Origin of the sequence: Butyrivibrio sp. NC2007 (assembly GCF_000421405.1) — a bacterium.
Lineage (GTDB): Bacteria > Bacillota > Clostridia > Lachnospirales > Lachnospiraceae > Butyrivibrio.
Map to the genome: position 1 here is coordinate 1 of NZ_ATWY01000007.1, position 19,093 is coordinate 19,093.

Below are 19,093 nucleotides of genomic sequence, written 5' to 3' on the forward strand. Positions count from 1 at the left end.
CACCGAAAGCATGCTTATCAATTAAACTACACGAGGGCTATCCACATATGTCGCCATTTTCTATCAATAAAGAAGGAAGCTCCTCCTGACGTGGAATTCCTCATCAGTAAAGAGCTTCTTCCAATCCGACCTGGACGCAAAGACCCTCGCAAAGTCAAAGTCCAAACCGCTATAAGCTTTCTGTACAGAGTAGCTTAACAAACTAATTATACTATCATTTCGGCAGATGGACATCTGCCTATTTTCTATGCCCTGAAGGTTTAAAAACCATCAAAAAAAGAGAACTGATTACCTTATTCAGGTTCTCAGTTCTCTATTTCTTTTTGTTGTCATCTTATCTTAATGACATTGCCTTATGGGCCCGGCTGTTTTCTTTTAGAGCGGCTGTTTTCTTGTAGGCCTGGCTGTTTTCATGGAATGGGGCAGTGTGCGCATAAGCGATATGTACGAGTCGGACTGAAATGGTGTTTTTTGCACTCAGGCCGACAATTCTATTGGTTTTGCTATCATAATTGATAAAAAATCGCTTTAAGCCTGTGGTATTATGATTTATGAAGTGATTTTTGACGCTGTTTACGATATTGCGTTAATAATGTAAGAGAAAGTTCGGCTTGGATATACATAAAAGTTGTTTTGGGCCGATACCGAGGAAATATGGGATATGATAGATGTGTTTGGAACACTGGGACCAAGTTGCAGAGATGAGCAAGTGCTATCTTCGATGTTTGCAGAAGGAATGACAGGCATCAGAATCAATTTATCGCATGTCATGCTTAAGGACTGCCTTGTGGACTTAAATAAGGTTAAAAGAGCTGCAGCAAAAAGCGGGATTGTTCCCAAAATCCTGATAGATATGCAGGGGCCTGAACTTAGGATCGGGAAGCTGGATGCGCCATTAAGCCTCAATGATGGCGATGAGCTTGTACTTGAGCCTACAGTTCCGGACAAAACGGACACGCATCCAGGCGCTAAGGCAGTAACACTTGATAAAAGAATCCTTGAAGCCCTTGAAGTTACTGATGAAATCCTTCTTGATGACGGAAAGATCGCAGCTATGATAACAGAGATTAGCGCTGATAGATGCATTGCCAAAGCCCGAATCACCAGAGGCGGAATTCTAAATAGCAAAAAGAGCATAGCAATAGTTGGTAAGTCCGTTGACATGCCAGCGCTGACAGACAAAGATATCGAGAACATCGAACTTGCGTGCAAGTCAGGTATCTACGGAGTGATGCAGCCCTTCGTAAGAAGCGCAGACGACCTTAAGATACTGCGAAGCGTCCTTGATGATAACGGCGGAAAAGACATTAAGATCTATGCCAAGATTGAGAATACCAAAGGTGTAGATAACCTCGAGAGCTTTTTTGAAGTAGCCGACGAGATAATCATAGCAAGGGGAGACCTTGGAAATGCTGTTCCGCTTTGGACCCTTCCGGGATTTCAGAAGGACATAGCAGCAAGATGCAGTAAAGCGCACAAGCCTTTCATGGTTGTGACTCAGATGCTCTCATCTATGGAGCACAGCAAGGTTCCGACCAGAGCAGAAGTGAGTGATATCTACAACGCAGTACTGGACGGAGCAGCATCTGTCATGGTGACCGGAGAAACTGCAGTGGGCGAGTATCCGACAGACGTTATCAGATACATGAGAAAGACTGTGGAAGCGGCAGAAGCCGGCAGCAAACAGTGATCACAATTATATAATTAAAAAAATAAGTGAATGTGTATTGACATATGCATTCACTTGTTTTATATTCAACATATGAACAATTATTCATATGTTTAAATGAAACGAAAGGAAATCGATATGTCAATCAGTGATGTAGAACATTGCGATGTAGTGCACAAGCACGCAGATGTGGTGCTGAAGGTCCACAGAGAGATGCCCGATGATGACAAGCTTTATGATCTGGCAGAACTGTTCAAGGTCTTCGGCGACTCCACAAGGATTCGTATTCTCTTTGCCTTGTTTGAAGAAGAGATGTGCGTATGCGATATAGCTGAGAGCCTTAATATGACCCAGTCGGCCATATCCCATCAGCTCAAGATCCTTAAGCAGAGCAAGCTCGTCGGAAACAGAAGAGAAGGCAAACAGATAATATATTTTCTGGCAGATGACCATGTAAGGACCATCATAGACCAGGGTATCAATCATATTGAAGAGTAAATAATGAGCTCTAAGAGGGCAGAAAGGTGGATATTATGAAGAAAACATTTAAGTGTGAGGTAGATTGTGCAAACTGTGCAGCCAAGATGGAGGATGCAGTTAAGAAGATCGAGGGCGTTGTAAGCGCAAGGGTTAATTTCATGACTCAGAAGTTTACATTAGAGGCTGCTGATGACGTTTTTGACAAGGTATTTGATGCTGCTGTTAAGGCATGCAAAAAGGTTGAGCCGGATTGCGAGATCGAGGCTTGATCAATCGTTCCAGAAAGGATGTGATGAGTAATTATGACCAAGAAACAAAAAAAGACCCGTAACAGAATACTGATAGTACTCGCCATGTTCGTGATCCTTTTGGTACTGGATAAACTCGGTATCATGGATCCTCTTCCATGGTTCGTCAAGCTGATAATCTATCTCGTTCCCTATGGAATCATCGGCTACGATGTAGTGAGAAAGGCTATTATCAATATCAGCCACGGACAGGTATTTGACGAGAACTTCCTGATGATGATAGCTACCTTCGGTGCATTCGGAATCGGAGAGTACTCCGAGGCGCTGGCAGTAATGCTCTTTTACCAGGTGGGTGAGCTCTTCCAGAGCTACGCTGTAGGTAAGTCAAGACAGTCCATTACAGACCTCATGAGCATTGCTCCTGAGTATGCAAATATAGTTAATGAGGACGGCTCAACAACTGAGGTAGATCCTGAGGAAGTCAGTGTTGGAGACATTATCCTGGTAAGAGCAGGAGAGAAGATCCCGGTAGACGGAACCGTTGTAGAGGGAGAGTCCTTCCTTGATACGGCAGCTCTTACAGGTGAGTCAGTTCCCAGAAGGGCAGCAGAAGGCGACGCTGTAATAAGCGGATGCGTAAACGGCGAGGGAATCCTTAAGGTAAGAGTAGATAAGGCCTACGAGGATTCAACCGTTGCGAGGATCCTTGACCTTGTTGAGAATGCCAGCAACAAGAAGTCCAGAATGGAGAACTTCATCACAAGGTTTGCAAGATATTACACTCCTGTTGTTACCATCGGAGCAGTACTTCTTGCAGTGATCCCTCCGATCATCGGACAGCTCCCTCTTTCTGACAGTATCAGAAGAGCGTGCATTTTCCTTATTGTTTCATGTCCCTGTGCTCTTGTTATCGCAGTTCCTCTTGGGTTCTTCGGAGGAATCGGAGCATCCTCCAAGAAGGGTGTCCTTGTTAAGGGCAGCAACTTCCTTGAGGCGGCATCCAAGGTTGACACAGTTGTATTTGATAAGACAGGAACCATCACAAAGGGCGAGTTTAAGGTATCTGAGATAGTTCCTTCAACTTCCGGTGATATATCAGAAGATCAGCTTCTGTCCCTGGCAGCTTACGGCGAGATGTATTCAAATCATCCCATCGCAAGATCAATCCTTTCCTGCTACATGGAGAGAAACGACGGCAATAAGCCTGACAGCTCATACATAGATGAGTCCCAGACCAAGGAGATCGCAGGCAATGGTATCAGGACCGTGCTTGATGGAAAAGAGCTTTTGGTGGGCAATGATAAGCTCATCAAAGTTCCGGCTTCCATAGGTCTTTTGGATGAGGCAGCAGGCACAGTCGTATACGTATCTTACGACGGTGTCTATGCCGGAAGCATCGTGATTGCCGATGCTATAAAGGAAGGGGTAAAAGAGGGAATCGCAGCCCTGTACGACCTTGGAGTTAAGAGGGCAGTCATGCTCACCGGCGATAATGAAGCTATAGCAAGACATGTAGCTGATCAGGTTGGCATAAATGATGTCAAGGCAGGACTTCTTCCTGCAGACAAGGTCAGTGCAGTTGAAAAAATGCTCTCAAAAGGCGATAATGGTAACAGGCTTGCGTTTGTAGGCGATGGAATCAACGACGCTCCTGTACTTATGAGAGCAGACGTTGGAATCGCCATGGGATCCATGGGATCTGATGCTGCCATAGAGGCAGCAGACATAGTCATCATGGATGATGATATCAGCAAGATCTCTGCTGTTATGAAGATCGCGCGCAAGACCATAAGGATTGTAAAAGAAAACATAGTCTTTGCACTGGCGGTTAAGCTGATAATCCTAATCCTGGGAGCACTTGGTCTTACAACCATGTGGCTTGCAGTATTCGGAGATGTCGGAGTAGCAGTAATAGCAATACTTAACTCTATGAGGGCGCTTAAGGACTGACTTTTACAAAATGAATCCTTCATGGAGGTAAACATAAATGCCAAGAGCAGAACTTTACGTTGGAGAGCTTCTTATGAAGATGGTCGCCAGGCAGACCGGCGAGATCAGCAAGGTGGATTTTAATCCACAGAAGAAAGCATTTTCAAGCTTCTCCTGCCCTGATGAACAGTTTTTGGAGAGAACTTCTCCGGAAGCTCAGGGCGTAAGCTCTGCTTTTTTTACTGACCTGATCAGGGACCTTCAGGCGGACAGGGAGTGCAGGATGCACAAGTTTATGGCCCTCCGTCATGGCAAGGTCATTGCTGAGTGTGCTTTTGAACCCTTTGATATGGATATGTGGCACGTTACTTATTCCATGTGTAAGTCAATCACTGGAATGGCCATAGGCATACTTATGGGCGATGGCAAGCTCACCCTCGACGACAGGCTCAGCGATATATTCAGCCCAAGACTTGGGCCTTTCAGCATCTTCAGAAAGACCATGACAGTCAGAAACCTTCTCAATATGTCTTCAGGCGTTGACTTTAACGAGATAGGAGCTATCAGCGGCAATGACTGGCGAAAAGGCTTTTTGGATGCGTCTTTTAAATTCGATCCCGGAACGAAATTTGAATACAACAGCATGAACACTTACATGCTCTCTGCCATAGTCACTGAGATCACGGGACAGTCCCTCTTTGACTTCTGTAAAGAGAGATTATTTAACCCCATGGGCATCAAGAGAGTCTTTTGGGAGAGCTGTCCACAGAGCATCACCAAGGGTGGCTGGGGAGCCTTCATGCGAATTGAGGATATGGCTAAGCTTGGCCAACTCTACCTACAGAAAGGTGTATGGAACGGGCAGCAGCTTATCCCTGAGGAGTGGGTAATCGAGTCCACTACCAAGCAGATAGAGACAGGTAGAGAAGATAACCCTTATTACGGCTACCAGCTCTGGATCAATGATGACAGAGAAGGCTGCTTTGCCTATAACGGCATGATGGGCCAGAATGTCTTTGTCTATCCCGATATTGATATGGTCATAGTGACCAATGCAGGTAACAGCGATGTCTTCCAGACCAGTAGTATGGCCATCAAGATCCGTGACAGGATGAAGAATGTCATAGAGGTGTCTGATACGCCCCTTCCTGAAGATTTCAGGTCGCTGACGGAGCTAAAGGCAATCTGCAAGTCCGTGAGCGGGAGAACAGCAGATTTCCCGGTTATCAGTTCAGGAGGCTGGAAGAACAGAACCGTGCGCATGACCACAGGCTCTCCCAGAAACAGGAGCATAAGCTTTTCGGGTAAAAGAACTGACTTCAAATCTGCAGTAAACTCCTATAATATCAGGAATGAGAATCAGCTGATCCTTACATGGCTTAAAAAGCTCGACGGCAAGATTTACGACCTTGAGACCACGGGAATAGGCTTTATGCCGGTGATGATGCAGATAGTGCACAACAATTTCACTGATGGCATGAAGAAGATCGGATTCAGGTTAACAGAGGATAACGCTTTTTACATAGACATCTATGAAGGAGAGGTTATTTACAAGCTTCGCTGCGGCTTTGGAGGCAAAAGATATACCAGTGACATCAACATTCACTGCGAGAACTACAAGGTCTCACTGGATTCGGTATGCACCAGGGATGAGTACAACAGGCTGACCATCAGAAATGAAGTGTATTTTTTGGAGGAGGCCAGCAAGCGAACATTTAATATCTACTTTGAGGATGATGCGGTAGATCGGGTGGACAGAAAGTCTACCTTCATCTATCCGGCAGTTCCCGGCAGAATTGAGATAAGGATGCAGGAATCGCCCGGTGCAGACATGCTCCATGACACGCTAAAGAACTTCTCCATTGAAGGCACAGGCTTTGAGAGCGCCATTATTTCAAGATTTGTAAAGGGCGGTATGAAGGAAGCTGTAATTCATGCAGTGAACAACACCATTGAACCAGTCATAAAGGGAAGGCTCTTTAACCCAGACTTTCCACCATATCTGGAAGAAGCTGTAAATGCTGATACAGTGGATGAGACAGAAGAAACAGATGAGCCAGAAACAGCAGAATTTGCAGATGAAGACACAGATGTTATATCATTAGATGAAACCAACAGAAAGGGGTAATGATTATGGGAAATGCAGTATATGAAAAACTACTTAAATGCAAAGAGGCAGTAAGAAAGGTGACTGATTTTGAGCCTGATGTAGCACTGGTTTTGGGCTCAGGCCTTGGCGGATTTGCAGAGAATATCAAGATAGAGACAGAGATTTCATACAGTGATATACCGGGATTTCCGGTATCAACAGTTCCTGGACATGCAGGAAAGTTCATTTTCGGATACCTTGGAGATAAGAAGATTGTATGCATGAAGGGAAGAATCCACTTTTACGAGGGCTATAATATCAGCGATGTAGTTCTTCCCGCAAGGCTTATGAAGATGCTGGGAGCTAAGATTCTTTTCCTTACAAACGCAGCAGGCGGACTTGGCGAAGGCTTTGGCGCAGGTGATCTTATGCTTATCACAGATCACATCTCAGTCTTTGCACCAAATCCTCTTATCGGACCAAATCTCGATGAGCTCGGACCAAGATTCCCCGATATGTCCAATGTCTACAAGAAAGACCTTCAAGACGTGATAAGAGCCGTTGCAAAAGAGAACGGGATCGATCTCAAAGAAGGCGTGTACTGCCAGTGCACAGGTCCTTCATTTGAGTCACCTGCAGAGATCAAGATGCTGGCTAAGCTCGGCGTTTCAGCAGTTGGTATGAGCACAGTAAACGAGGCGATCGCAGCAAACCACATGGGTATGCGCATTTGCGGAGTTTCCTGCATTTCAAATCTGGCAGCAGGCATTTCAGGTGAGCCTCTTTCACATGAGGAAGTTCAGGAGGCTGCAGATAAGGCAGCACCTCTTTTCACCAAGCTTGTATCTGAGTCCATCAAGAGGTTTGAAGTATGAGAACAAGATTCTATAACGCAAGAATTTTGACAATGGAGCCGGGAAAAGAGATCTTTATCGGCGAAGTCTGGGTAAACGGCGATACTATACAGTTCGTTGGAACAGAAGAAGAGGCACTTAGCTACTGCGAGGAGCACAAGGACTCAATACTTATATGGGACAGAGAGATTGACTGCAAAAAGAATCTCCTTATGCCCGGCTTTAAGAATGCACACACACACTCAGCCATGACTTTGATGAGATCCAAGGCTGATGATCTTCCGCTTTCAGACTGGCTTAACACGCAGATATTCCCCATAGAAGCCAAGATGACGGCAGAAGATATTTATCATCTGTCCAAGATTGCAATCATGGAGTATCTGACCAGCGGAATCACAGCTGTTTTTGAGATGTATCTGACACCATATTCTGTGGCAGATGCTTTCAGAGACTGCGGAATGCGCTGCGTTCAGACCAGCTGTGTCAATAACTTCAGTCAGTCAGTGGAGATGCTCGAGGGGTATTACAACGACCTTAACGGAAGGGATGAATACAACTCGTTTATCCTTGGCCTTCATGCTGAATATACCTGTTCAAAAGAGCTTCTGGAGAAGACAGCAGAGCTGGTTCACAAATACAAAGCTCCTTTCTGGGCACATATTCAGGAGACAGAGTCCGAGACAAAAGAGTGCATCGAGAGATACGGTATGACTCCCATTAAATTCTTTGATTCTCTGGGACTGTTTGATTACGGCGGAGGCGGATATCACGTTGTATGGACCAATGACGAGGATATGGAGATCATGAAGAAGAGAGGTCTTTATGCTGTGACCAATCCGGGCTCCAACACCAAGCTGGCCAGTGGAATTGCGCCTATTTCCAAATACCTTGAAAAGGGTATTCCTGTAGCTATAGGAACAGACGGTCCTGCCAGCAACAACTGCCTTGATATGTTCAGAGAGATGTTCTTAACAACAGGACTTGCCAAGCTTAAAAACATGGATGCTTCCAGCGTTGACGCATCCGAAGTCCTTAAGATGGCAACTGTTAACGGTTCTCACGCTATGGGACTTAATGATTGCGACTATCTTGCAGAGGGTAAGAAGGCTGATATCATCATGCTTGATCTTTACCAGCCCAACATGCAGCCCATCAACAATATCGTCAAGAATATTGTTTACAGCGGAAGTAAGTCAAACGTTAAGCTTACAATGATCGGCGGTATCATCCGCTATGAAAACGGAAACTTCAACATTGGCGCAGAGCCTGCAGACATCTACGCCAAGGCTGAAGAAATCGGAAAGAGGTTATACAGCTGATATGGAAGGATACATGATAATATTCCTGGTGGTTTGCTTTATAGTCATTGCATTTGTGCTGGGGCTTAGGGATAAGTACAATGCCAGGAAATACCTGCTTGGAAAGCTAATAAAGAATTACGGAAATCCCCCTGCCAGGCAGTATAAGGCAGATGACCTTGACCACGTCACAGGATATTTTAAGAATCATCCGGAAGATGCGCAGATTGACGATATCACCTGGAATGATCTTGGAATGGACGGGGTTTATAAGAGGCTTAATTACTGCCTTTCCGCTGCGGGAGAGGAGTATCTTTACTATCTCTTAAGATCCCCGAGACAGGAGGACGACTTTAAGTCCTTTGAAGATCAGGTTACTTTCCTTCAGGAGAATGATGAGGACAGAAGAAAGATACAGACTATCTTCTGGGAGACTGGCAATAACAGCAGATACTCGATATATGATTACATCGACTATCTGGAAAACATATCAGGTACCGGCAATACCAGGCACTTTGTTATGATTGCTCTTATCCTTGCAGCAATCGGCTTTTGCTTTGTAAACTTTGCGCTGGGATTTATAGCACTTGCTATTCTGATGCTGGTACAGATTGTATCATATTTTAGAATAAAGAGTGATATAACTCCTTACCTTGTAACTTACGGATATGTCATGAGGGTGATCAAATCCATTGATAAGTTTTCAGGGATAAGGGCTGAGGTTTTCTCAGAGGATATCAGGGAACTTAACGCTATCTCAAAGGAGTTTTCTTCCTTCAGGGCCGGTTCCTCCATTCTTCTTACATCAGCACAGACGAATTCCAGCGGAAATCCGGTTGATCTTCTCCTGGACTACATCCGTATGGTGACTCATATAGATCTGATCAAGTTCAATCAGATGTACAAGCAGCTCATGGCAAAGAGGGACAGGCTTGATAAGATCCTCGAGATCACAGGAAGAATAGAGGCGGAAGTATCCGTTGCCTGCTTTAGGGCTTCTTTTGAAAACGGATATTCTATTCCTGAATTTACAGGTGACTCTTACGTGGCAAAAGACCTGATCCATCCCCTTATAGATGGGGCAGTTGCCAACACCATAGAGGCAAAGGCAGGAGTTCTTTTAACCGGTTCAAATGCATCCGGCAAGTCCACATTCCTTAAGACCTGTGCCATAAACACTATTCTTGCTCAGTCAATCCATACGGTGCTTGGTACCAGGTACGCGGCTCCGTTTTACAGGATTTATTCATCCATGGCACTTAAGGATGATATCTCCATGGGAGAGAGTTATTACATCGTTGAGATCAAGTCAATTAAGAGGATAGTCGATAAATCCAAGACTCCCGGCAACAAGGTTCTGTGCTTTGTGGATGAGGTCCTTCGCGGAACCAATACTGTCGAGAGAATCGCAGCTTCAACGCAGATTCTTAAGAGCCTTGCGGAGAATGGAGTTCAGTGCTTTGCTGCGACTCACGATATCGAGCTGACAGCTCTTTTAAAAGACATCTATGAGATATATCACTTTGAGGGTGATGTGACGGATAATGACGTCAAATTTGACTATAAGCTCAAAGAAGGCCCGGCTACAACCAGAAACGCCATCATGCTTCTTAAGGTTTTGGGCTATGATGAAAACATCGTAGAAAATGCGCAGAAGATGGCGGATGGATTCCTTGAGTTTGGAAGCTGGGAGCAGAGCACTTGTTGAGGTATTTTCGAAACTAGTGCGAGCCCTGGGTGAACACTTGACGAGGTATTTTCGAGTCTAGTGAGAATCCCTGACATAAACAGAGGTGAACAATGAAAGTAAGTATTTATTCTGACGGATCTGCCAGGGGAAACCCCGACGGACCCGGAGGTTACGGCGTAGTTTTGCGCTATATAGACCCCAAGGGTGAAGTACATGAAAAAGAGATAAGCGCCGGATATGACAAGACCACCAACAACCGAATGGAGCTGATGGGCGCTATCGTGGGGCTTGAGAGCCTTAACAGGCCCTGTGAAGTAGAGATGTATTCAGACTCAAAGTACGTAATCAGCGGCTTTAACGAAGGCTGGTTAAAGAGCTGGGTCAAAAACGGCTGGAAAACAGCAGGGAAAAAGCCTGTTAAGAACGTAGAGCTCTGGCAGAGACTTTTAAAGGCTGTAGAGCCACACAAGGTAAGATGGAACTGGGTAAAGGGACACAACGGACATCCCGAGAATGAAAGGTGCGATACGCTGGCTACTACAGCAGCTGATCAGGATCCGGAGTTTCTTTTACACGACGATGGAGCAGGACTATATTAACTTATTATTAAAAACAGCTTTCTGTTATTTCGTAAACTGCATCAAAAGTGATATACTGAATAAGGACACTTTTCACTTGGTATACGACCTGTTTGTATACCGCTACGCATAAGAATCGGGGGCAATATGAGCGACAAAAAGAGACTTGTGACACGAAGTGATTTTGATGGTTTGGTTTGTGCGATGATCTTAAGGGAGTGTGACCTGATAGAGGATATCAAGTTTGTACACCCCAAGGATGTTCAGGACGGCAAGATTGAGCTTTCGGGTAACGATATCACAACCAATCTGCCTTATGATTCAAGAGTTTTTATGTGCTTTGACCACCATGAGTCTGAGCTTATCAGAAACGCATCCATGAAGGATAACGACAACTGGTTCATAGAAGGCCAGGCTAAGTCAGCAGCCAGGGTGGTTTACAATTATTACAAGAAAGCAGGATATGCACTTGACAGAATATCCGATGAGATCATGACTGCAGTGGATAAGGGTGATTCTGCAGACTTTACGGAAGATGAGATCCTAAATCCCAAGGACTGGGTTCTTATGAACTTCCTTATGGATGCAAGGACAGGTCTTGGAAGATTCCATGACTTCAGGATTTCCAACTATGACCTTATGATGGAGCTCATCAGCTACTGTGTAAATCATGATATCAAGGATGTTTTGGAGCTTCCTGATGTCAAGGAGAGAGTAGACCTTTACAATGAGCAGTCAGAGCTCTTTAAACAGCAGCTAAAAGAGATTTCCCACATGGAGGGAAAGGTTGTTGTGGTAGATCAGAAGGCAGCAGGCGATGTGATCTATGCCGGAAACAGGTTTATGATCTATGCTCTGTATCCTGAGGCAGAAATTTCAGTTCATGTAGCCTGGGGCTTTAAAAAACAGAACACAGCTGTTATGATAGGTAAGTCTATTATCAATAAGGCATCGAACTTCAACATCGGAGATCTTTGTCTTGAGTATGGCGGAGGCGGACATGCAAATGCCGGAACCTGCCAGATAGACAATGACAAGATAGACCAGGTACTGCCGGAGATTATTAAGAAAATTAACGCATGATGAGTAACGAGAATAAAAAAGCTTTAATAGCTATGAGTGGCGGCGTGGATTCTTCCGTAGCCGCTGCTCTTATGTTAAAAAAAGGGTTTGATTGCATGGGATGTACCATGCGCCTTTATGAGAACGATATGATAGGCGAGGACCTTTTTGGAACCTGTTGCAGCTTAAAGGACACCCAGGATGCAAGGGCAGTCTGCGATAAGCTCGGTATAGAGTACAACATATACCACTATGAGGCAGAGTTTACCAAGAATGTCATCGAACCCTTTGTGTGCAGTTATGAGAGGGGCGAGACACCAAACCCATGTATAAGGTGCAATAAGTACCTTAAGTTCGACATCCTCTATGAAAAGGCTAAGGCCCTTGGATACGACAACATCGTAACAGGGCATTACGCAAGGATTGAGGAGAGGGACGGACATTTTTATCTGCTGAAGGCAGTAGATCCAAAAAAGGATCAGAGCTACGTTTTATATGACCTTACAGAAGAGCAGCTCTCACACACGTACTTTCCACTCGGGGAGATGACCAAGGATGAGGCCAGAGAAATTGCTGCCGGGTACGGTTTTGTAAACAAGGATAAAAAAGACTCTCAGGACATCTGCTTTGTTCCTGACGGCGATTATGCAGCCATGATCAAGAGATACAGGAATAAAGAATATCCAAAGGGCGATTTTATCGACCTTCAGGGAAACGTTCTGGGAACTCATGAAGGAATCATAAATTACACCATAGGTCAAAGAAGAGGTCTTGGAATTCCTGCGGACAGAAGGCTTTACGTAAAGCGCCTTGATACTGAGAACAATCGCGTCATCCTTGCAGACGATGAGGATCTGTTCGACAAAGAAGTAATGGTAAGGGAATTTAACTGGATAACAGGGGATGCACCAAGTGAGCCCATAAGATGCCAGGCCAAGATCCGTTACAGACATAAAGAGCAGCCGGCAACGGCAACTATCTTTGCAGATGGAAAGGCAAGGATAGTCTTTGATGAGCCGCAACGAGCCATAACACCGGGACAGAGTGCAGTTTTGTACGATGGGGAGATTGTCCTTGGCGGCGGAATTATAGTCTGAGAGAACCTGACTTCATTAAGGAGGATTATGAAAAAGGATAATGTAGTTTTAATCGGTATGCCAACATCTGGCAAGAGTACCATGGGAGTAATCCTTGCCAAGATCCTTGGCTACAGATTTCTGGATGCGGATATTGTGATCCAGGAAAAAGAGGGCAAAAAGCTCTCAAAGATCATTGAAGAAGAGGGAGTGGACGGTTTTATTGAGATTGAAAACAGGATAAATGCCGGGATCGAGACAGAGAAGACCGTTATTGCCACCGGAGGAAGCGTGGTTTACGGAAAAGAAGCTATGGACCACTACAAGAACATCGGCAAGGTGGTCTATCTGAAGGTTGATATGGATACTCTTACAAAGCGCCTGCACAATGCAAAACAGAGGGGCGTTGTCATGAGAGAGGGTCAGTCCCTTGTATCCCTCTACAATGAGCGAAGCGCTCTGTATGAGAAGTATGCTGATATCACCATCGAGGAAAAAGATTTTACGATGGAAGAAGTCATCGATATCACCCTAGAAGCTCTAAAAGCTCTTCCTTTGTAAGGCTTGGAGCACTAAGTGAACCTGTATTAAGGAGCTGGTCAGCCAGCTCTTTTTTCTTGTTCTGAAGTTCGATTATTCTCTCTTCAATGGTATCTTTCATGATGAGCCTGTAGACGGTCACTACATTCTTTTGCCCTATTCTGTGAGCTCTGTCGGTGGCCTGGTTCTCTACAGCAACATTCCACCAATGGTCGTAATGAAGCACAATATCGGCAGCAGTCAGGTTAAGACCTGTTCCGCCGGCCTTTAATGATATGCAAAATACTGAGGTGTCATCCTCCTGGAAAGCATCTACCAGTTTTATCCTGTCTTCCTTCTTGGTAGAGCCCGTAAGGAGATAGTGGGATATGCCTTCTTTTTTGAACAGCGCAACAAGTCTCTCAAGCATAGAAGTGAACTGAGAGAAGAGCAGTACCTTGTGTCCGCTCTCGGCGGCGCTCTTTATCATCTCTACGCAGAGCTCTGCCTTTGCAGAACCTCCGTCATAATGATCGTAGATAAGACCGGGATCGCAGCATAACTGGCGGAGTCTCGTAAGTTCCGATAAGATCATGATCCTGTCATTTTTGATCTCTGTATCGCTCTTTGTGGAAATCATCATCTTGACCTGCTGAAGGTGAGCCTTGTAGAGCTCCTGCTGACCCTTGGTCATCTGGGTCACGATGTTTTCTTCAAGCTTATCCGGAAGGTCCGTAAGGACATCCTTTTTAAGACGCCTTAGAACAAAAGGCGCGATCATCTTTTTAAGACGCAGCATTGCACCTTCGTCTCCCTCAGCGATTGCGGGGATCTCAAGGATTTCTTTAAATGCCTTGTAGCTAAAAAGATATCCCGGCATACAGAAATCAAATATGCTCCAGAGTTCGCTGAGTCTGTTCTCAATCGGAGTTCCTGTAAGCGCTGCCTTGAAAGAGGCACTTACTGACTTTACAGCTCTTGCAACCTGGGTTGTGGGATTTTTAATGAACTGTGCCTCATCTATTATCATGCACTCAAAGGACAAGTACTTGTACAGCTCAATATCCCTGCGCAGCAGGTCGTAGGAGGTTATTAAAATCTCTGTTTCTTCTTCATCAATTTCAGATGTTACCCTGACTCTGTCGGGCTTTATGCCAACAGCCAGCTCACACTTCAGTTCCGGAGTGAACTTTTTTATCTCGTGCTGCCAGTTGTAGACCAGGGAAGCAGGGCACACAATAAGAGAGCAGCCAAGCTTTTTGCCTGCCTTTTTGGCTTCTTCTTTTAAGGACAGAAGAAGAGTAAGTACCTGGAGCGTCTTTCCAAGACCCATGTCATCTGCCAATATTCCGCCAAAGCAGTTGTCCTTAAGCGTTCTTAGCCACTTATAGCCTTTCTTCTGATAGTCGCGTAGAACATTCTCAAGTTCCTCGGGCACTTCATAATCAGAACTTCCGGGATCCCTGAAGGAGCTGATCAGGTTTTTGAAGGTACCTGCCCTTGATAGCTTAGTGAATTCGTAGTCCGATGATTTCTCAGACAGTTCATTAAGGAAAAGAGCTCTGTACATGGGCACGGAGGCATGACCTTCCAAAATGCTTTTGGAGGTAAGACCAAGACCGTCCTTTACGGAATACATAAGCTCCATGTCCTCACTGGTGAGCTTTAGGATATCTCCGTTTTTGAGGCGGTAGTACTTTCTCCTTCTGTCATATCTGCTAAGGATGTCATCAAGTTCTTTTAGCGTAAGGTCCTCAGGTACCATGGTGAGCTCAAGAAGGTCTGAAACGACAGATACGCCAAGACTTATTCTGGGAGCCTTTCTGATGTTGATGGACTTAATGTTATCTGAGAGATATACATCTCCGAGCCTGTCCAGTTCAGCGAGATCGTCGGATATAAAAGTATAAAGATTATCCTCATCTCCGGGCTTGGGAGATAGTACCAGTTCATTTTTACTTTCGTCTATGGAATCAAAAAATCTTCCTACAGCCTTGATTATCTGGCTCTCCTGCAATAGATTTCGCTTGATATCTTCATCTGTCTTATCTGCATTTTCAAAGACGTTTACCGTTGTTTCCGAGGGCTCGCCTTCCCTGTAGAGGGCTTTGATCTCACAGGTTATTTTATTCTCATCAGGCATGTCGATGTAGAGCCTGAACTTTGGCATGTCGGGAGCATATTTGGCTGGAGAAAAGCCTCCGTAATTTACATTGAAGTACTGTTCTATAACAGGGAAAAGACCTGTCGAAAACAGCGTCAGATCCTTGTTTGATACAAACAGTTCATTCCCTGTTCTTCTTGCTGACAAAAACTTTAGGAAGGGCAGCACAGGCTCTGAAACTTCACTGTCCACTACGTGTAGCTTGTGGCGTCTTTCAAAATAAATGTTTGAGTGGCCCTCAAACATGGTAAATCTGCTGGCTTCAAAGGTTATTCCGTTTTTGTCTGTCTCGATGTTGAGGTCAATGGGCGGAAATACGCGAACGATCTCAAGGAGTCTTTCATCGCTGTATTTTGCCCTGAAGTCAGAGTTTAAGAAGTATACTTCATCCAGTATCTCAAAAAGCTCATCGATCTCATGACCAAAGAGCTCAATCTGTTTACCTCTTCCCTTGGCGTAGGTATAGGAAATTGTGGATGTGGAGCCCGAAGGAATGAGGTTATCCTTGAGCTGCCTCTCTCTGAAATAGGAGATAAGAAAACGGATGATCTTTCTTGATTTTTCCGTGAAGGCCGACAAGTCATGGGTAAATTCCAGGTGTTTTCCATAACTGACGGTATCGCCGTTGTGGATGGCACTAAGGAGCGCCAGGATGTCTTTTAGCACATACTTGTAGCCTGTATCGCCGGAGATGATGTTAAAGCTAAGCTCAAGCTTATCCTTTGTAAGGACCACGTGAGGTTCAAGCTCAACAAAAGATCCCTTCTTGTACAAAAGAGGAGATCTTATTTCCGGTGAGTAGGCCTTTAAGAGGTTCTTTGTCTCAAAGGAGGTATAGTGGAAACTCTCCTTGGCATCAGAAACAAAGCGCCTCCCGGAGCCCGATATAAAGCTGTTTCTTAAGTTGTCGTCATTGTTATTTTGCATTATTCAGATACTTGTCCAAAGTGGTGAGTACATCGGTGAAATACTGCTTGCGTGTAATTTCGTCTGCGTTGAAGATCTCATGCCTCGACTTTTCATAGTGGTGAAAAACGGCGGCGGGTACATTTTCTTTAAAAGCCTCGTAGCCGGCCGGATCGATGAGATGATCGCAACCTGCAGTCATTACGGTTAGCGGAATTTTAATTTTACCTGCATTCTTAATTGCCTTTCTCGATGCCTTCATGCTGGCAACGGCCCAGCCAAAGGAAGCTCCGCAGGTCTGATAGTGCTCATCGGCTCTTCGCATTGAGAGCTGGAATTCAAACCTTGGGGCAGAGATGGCGCTGCTGTTTGTAACTGTTACTGTAGGATCAAAGTGCTTCTGATTAGGCGCAAGCTTTTTGCTCTTACCTGTAAGCTTTGCATAGAGCCCTATAAGAGTAACCAGAATCGCCGGATAGTCTGCTCCCTTCATCTTCATCATGGGAGAGCTGAGGATAGCTGCCTTAAAAGTTTCGGGATGTTCTTCAAGGTAAAGTGCTCCTGTGCATCCGCCCATGGAATGAGCGATCAAAAAGAGCGGAAGATCACCCAAATTGGGCTCTACCACAGCTTTTATAAAGTGATGCAGGTCTTTTACATAGGTTTCATAACTATCGATATATATGACGTCCGGCTCGGGGCACTTGCCCTCTGAATAGCCATGTCCTCGCTGTTCCATGAAAAAGACCTTGTAGCCTGCCCTGTAAAGATACCAGAGATATTCTCTGTACTTTTCGATAAATTCTGCCATTCCGTGAACAACAACGATGCAGGCCTTAGGGTTATCAGGTGTTATGGTAAAATACCGAAGCCTTGTGCCATCAAAGCTCTCGTGGGTACCTGAGACTGCCTCTTTATCAAACCATGCTTTATTTTCATTTTCCATTGCAGAAAGGAAGTCATCCTCTCCGAGAAACTTTATGTCTGTCATTTGTTTGTTCCCTTAGTGAGTGTATTTGCCGGGTTCCACAGTTTGTCATAAGAAATGCCGGTTACTTTTTCGCAGATTTTCTTTTCCATACCGTTTGCTTCTGTATCTATCTGGCCTTTGCGTCTTGCAATCTCTGTCTGGACTACCTTAAACTCTTTTCCTGTAAGAGGGAAGATGTAGCCGACAATAATGAGAAGAGCCATGAGGATCACAGGAACAAATACAAAGATATATACGATGCCCCTTTGGGTCTCGAGGCTCTGTCTTATCTTGTTGTTGGCAAGATAGGAGTCATAGCCTACAGCTGCAAGCAGAAAGCCTATGGTTGCGTTTGACAGACCGGCTGATATCTTTCTTGCAAAGGTTGCCATTCCTGAAACTATGCCGGGTCTTCTGATGGAAGTGATAAGCTCATCGACATCAGCCATGTCAGCCATGATCGAGAAGATACTGGTCAGAGTTGCAGCGTTACCAAGTCCTATGATAGCTGTGAGTATAAGAATCGGAACAAGGGATGCACCTTCCTTGGAAACGAATAAAAGACCAAGTGTTGCGAAAAGCCTCATAGGTGCACCGATAAGGATAGTGGTTCTCTTGGAGGTCACGTTCATCACAGGGCCCCAGATCAGCATTCCAATCAGCTGAGATGCTAAAAGAGTAGCCATAAGAGCTATAAAACATCCGTTATTGTAACCGTTTAAAACGTCGTCACAGTAAATGAGTGCCATTCCTGAAACGATGTCCATACCACACTGTCCGAAGAGATATATGCCGATAAAGAGCCTGAAGGATCTGCTCTTGAATACGCTTATAGCCTGAGGAAAGCTCTCAACAATGCTGGACTTAACAGGTGGCTTTGGATGTTCCCAGGTTCCTGCAAAGGTCACCATGGATGTTGCGAAGAACAGGAATCCGAACAAAAGCGCACAGGTTAAGTACTGTGCCGGATTAGTGTTGTCTTTTATGATGAAGGTCGGAACAAGGCCACAGACAGCGGAACCTATTGTGGACCAGATCATGCGGACATTTGAGAACTTTGCCCTTATGGTATAGTCATCGATCATATCCGGAAGAAGTCCGTTATATGGAACCGATATGATGGTAAAACCAGTGGAGAAAAGGCAGTACATAAACAGATAGAATGCGTACATGGCGCCTGCCGACTTAGTGGGAATTGTGACCCACATCACAACGAAGGTGAGAGCTGATATTATTCCGCCCACCAGAATATAGAATCTCTTTGGACCAAATCTTGACACCGTTCTGTCGGTGATGTTGCCCATGATAGGATCGGTTATGGCATCCCAGATCTTTCCCACAAGTGGGATGGTACCTGCAAGTGCAGCCGGCATACCCAGTGCCTTGATAAGAAAGGCTGTGAAGAAGGTGTTGATGATGACAAATGCACCTCCGCTGTAGAACTCAGCCATACCGTAGAGATTACGACTTAGTAGAGAATAGTTTTCTTTTTTACCCATAATTTGACCCCCTGAAAACAATACATTTTATCCTTATATTTTATCACAAATTATTTATTAAA

15 protein-coding genes are annotated in these 19,093 nt (G+C 44.9%); 12 read left to right on the forward strand and 3 right to left on the reverse strand.

All coding sequences use genetic code 11. The annotated features are described in order from the left end of the window. The first annotated feature begins 661 nt into the window (after window positions 1-661). From pyk to G632_RS0107145, 12 genes are all read left to right on the forward strand, one after another. Window positions 662-1,690: a pyruvate kinase gene (gene pyk / locus G632_RS0107090; RefSeq protein WP_022768326.1), complete on the forward strand. Its 1,029-nt coding sequence runs from the start codon at window positions 662-664 to the stop codon at window positions 1,688-1,690. Between the two features lie 117 nt (window positions 1,691-1,807). Continuing rightward, window positions 1,808-2,167: an ArsR/SmtB family transcription factor gene (locus G632_RS0107095; RefSeq protein WP_022768327.1), complete on the forward strand. Its 360-nt coding sequence runs from the start codon at window positions 1,808-1,810 to the stop codon at window positions 2,165-2,167. A gap of 35 nt (window positions 2,168-2,202) precedes the next feature. Continuing rightward, window positions 2,203-2,418 carry a cation transporter gene (locus tag G632_RS0107100; RefSeq protein WP_022768328.1) on the forward strand — a complete coding sequence of 72 codons (216 nt, stop codon included), beginning with the start codon at window positions 2,203-2,205 and terminating at the stop codon, window positions 2,416-2,418. Between the two features lie 33 nt (window positions 2,419-2,451). Continuing rightward, the gene (locus tag G632_RS0107105) at window positions 2,452-4,347 is read left to right on the forward strand and encodes a heavy metal translocating P-type ATPase (protein ID WP_022768329.1); all 1,896 of its coding nucleotides are present in this window, start codon (window positions 2,452-2,454) and stop codon (window positions 4,345-4,347) included. Window positions 4,348-4,384: 37 nt separating this feature from the next. Beyond that, the gene (locus tag G632_RS21065) at window positions 4,385-6,454 is read left to right on the forward strand and encodes a serine hydrolase domain-containing protein (RefSeq protein ID WP_022768330.1); all 2,070 of its coding nucleotides are present in this window, start codon (window positions 4,385-4,387) and stop codon (window positions 6,452-6,454) included. Between the two features lie 5 nt (window positions 6,455-6,459). Continuing rightward, window positions 6,460-7,290 (forward strand): purine-nucleoside phosphorylase, encoded by an 831-nt coding sequence (locus G632_RS0107115; RefSeq protein WP_022768331.1) that lies wholly within the window; start codon window positions 6,460-6,462, stop codon window positions 7,288-7,290. After that, window positions 7,287-8,588, forward strand: a complete 1,302-nt coding sequence (locus G632_RS0107120; protein WP_022768332.1) for an amidohydrolase — start codon at window positions 7,287-7,289, stop codon at window positions 8,586-8,588. Before G632_RS0107115 ends, G632_RS0107120 begins: the two co-directional genes overlap by 4 nt. Continuing rightward, window positions 8,503-10,275 carry a MutS-related protein gene (locus tag G632_RS0107125; protein WP_081647096.1) on the forward strand — a complete coding sequence of 591 codons (1,773 nt, stop codon included), beginning with the start codon at window positions 8,503-8,505 and terminating at the stop codon, window positions 10,273-10,275. Before G632_RS0107120 ends, G632_RS0107125 begins: the two co-directional genes overlap by 86 nt. Before the next feature lie 92 nt (window positions 10,276-10,367). Next, entirely contained in the window at window positions 10,368-10,856 is a 489-nt protein-coding gene (rnhA, locus tag G632_RS0107130) for a ribonuclease HI (RefSeq protein ID WP_022768334.1), read from the forward strand. 126 nt (window positions 10,857-10,982) lie between these two features. Next, window positions 10,983-11,918 (forward strand): exopolyphosphatase, encoded by a 936-nt coding sequence (locus G632_RS0107135; RefSeq protein WP_022768335.1) that lies wholly within the window; start codon window positions 10,983-10,985, stop codon window positions 11,916-11,918. After that, a complete protein-coding gene (gene mnmA / locus G632_RS0107140) occupies window positions 11,915-12,994 on the forward strand; it encodes a tRNA 2-thiouridine(34) synthase MnmA (protein ID WP_026512445.1) in 1,080 nt (359 codons plus the stop codon). The genes G632_RS0107135 and mnmA overlap by 4 nt, the downstream gene beginning before the upstream one ends. A gap of 27 nt (window positions 12,995-13,021) precedes the next feature. After that, complete coding sequence (locus G632_RS0107145; protein WP_026512446.1) at window positions 13,022-13,534, forward strand: shikimate kinase; 513 nt, start codon at window positions 13,022-13,024, stop codon at window positions 13,532-13,534. On the opposite strand, the gene G632_RS19200 is transcribed toward G632_RS0107145, so the two are convergent. From G632_RS19200 to G632_RS0107160, 3 genes are read right to left on the reverse strand one after another with little or no spacing between them, the layout of a single operon-like run. Continuing rightward, entirely contained in the window at window positions 13,500-16,583 is a 3,084-nt protein-coding gene (locus G632_RS19200) for a DEAD/DEAH box helicase (protein WP_022768336.1), read from the reverse strand. The two genes, G632_RS0107145 and G632_RS19200, sit on opposite strands and share 35 nt — an antisense overlap. After that, window positions 16,573-17,553: an alpha/beta fold hydrolase gene (locus G632_RS19205; protein WP_022768337.1), complete on the reverse strand. Its 981-nt coding sequence runs from the start codon at window positions 17,551-17,553 to the stop codon at window positions 16,573-16,575. Before G632_RS19205 ends, G632_RS19200 begins: the two co-directional genes overlap by 11 nt. After that, the gene (locus G632_RS0107160; protein WP_026519595.1) at window positions 17,550-19,031 is read right to left on the reverse strand and encodes an MFS transporter; all 1,482 of its coding nucleotides are present in this window, start codon (window positions 19,029-19,031) and stop codon (window positions 17,550-17,552) included. The genes G632_RS19205 and G632_RS0107160 overlap by 4 nt, the downstream gene beginning before the upstream one ends. Window positions 19,032-19,093: the final 62 nt, after the last annotated feature.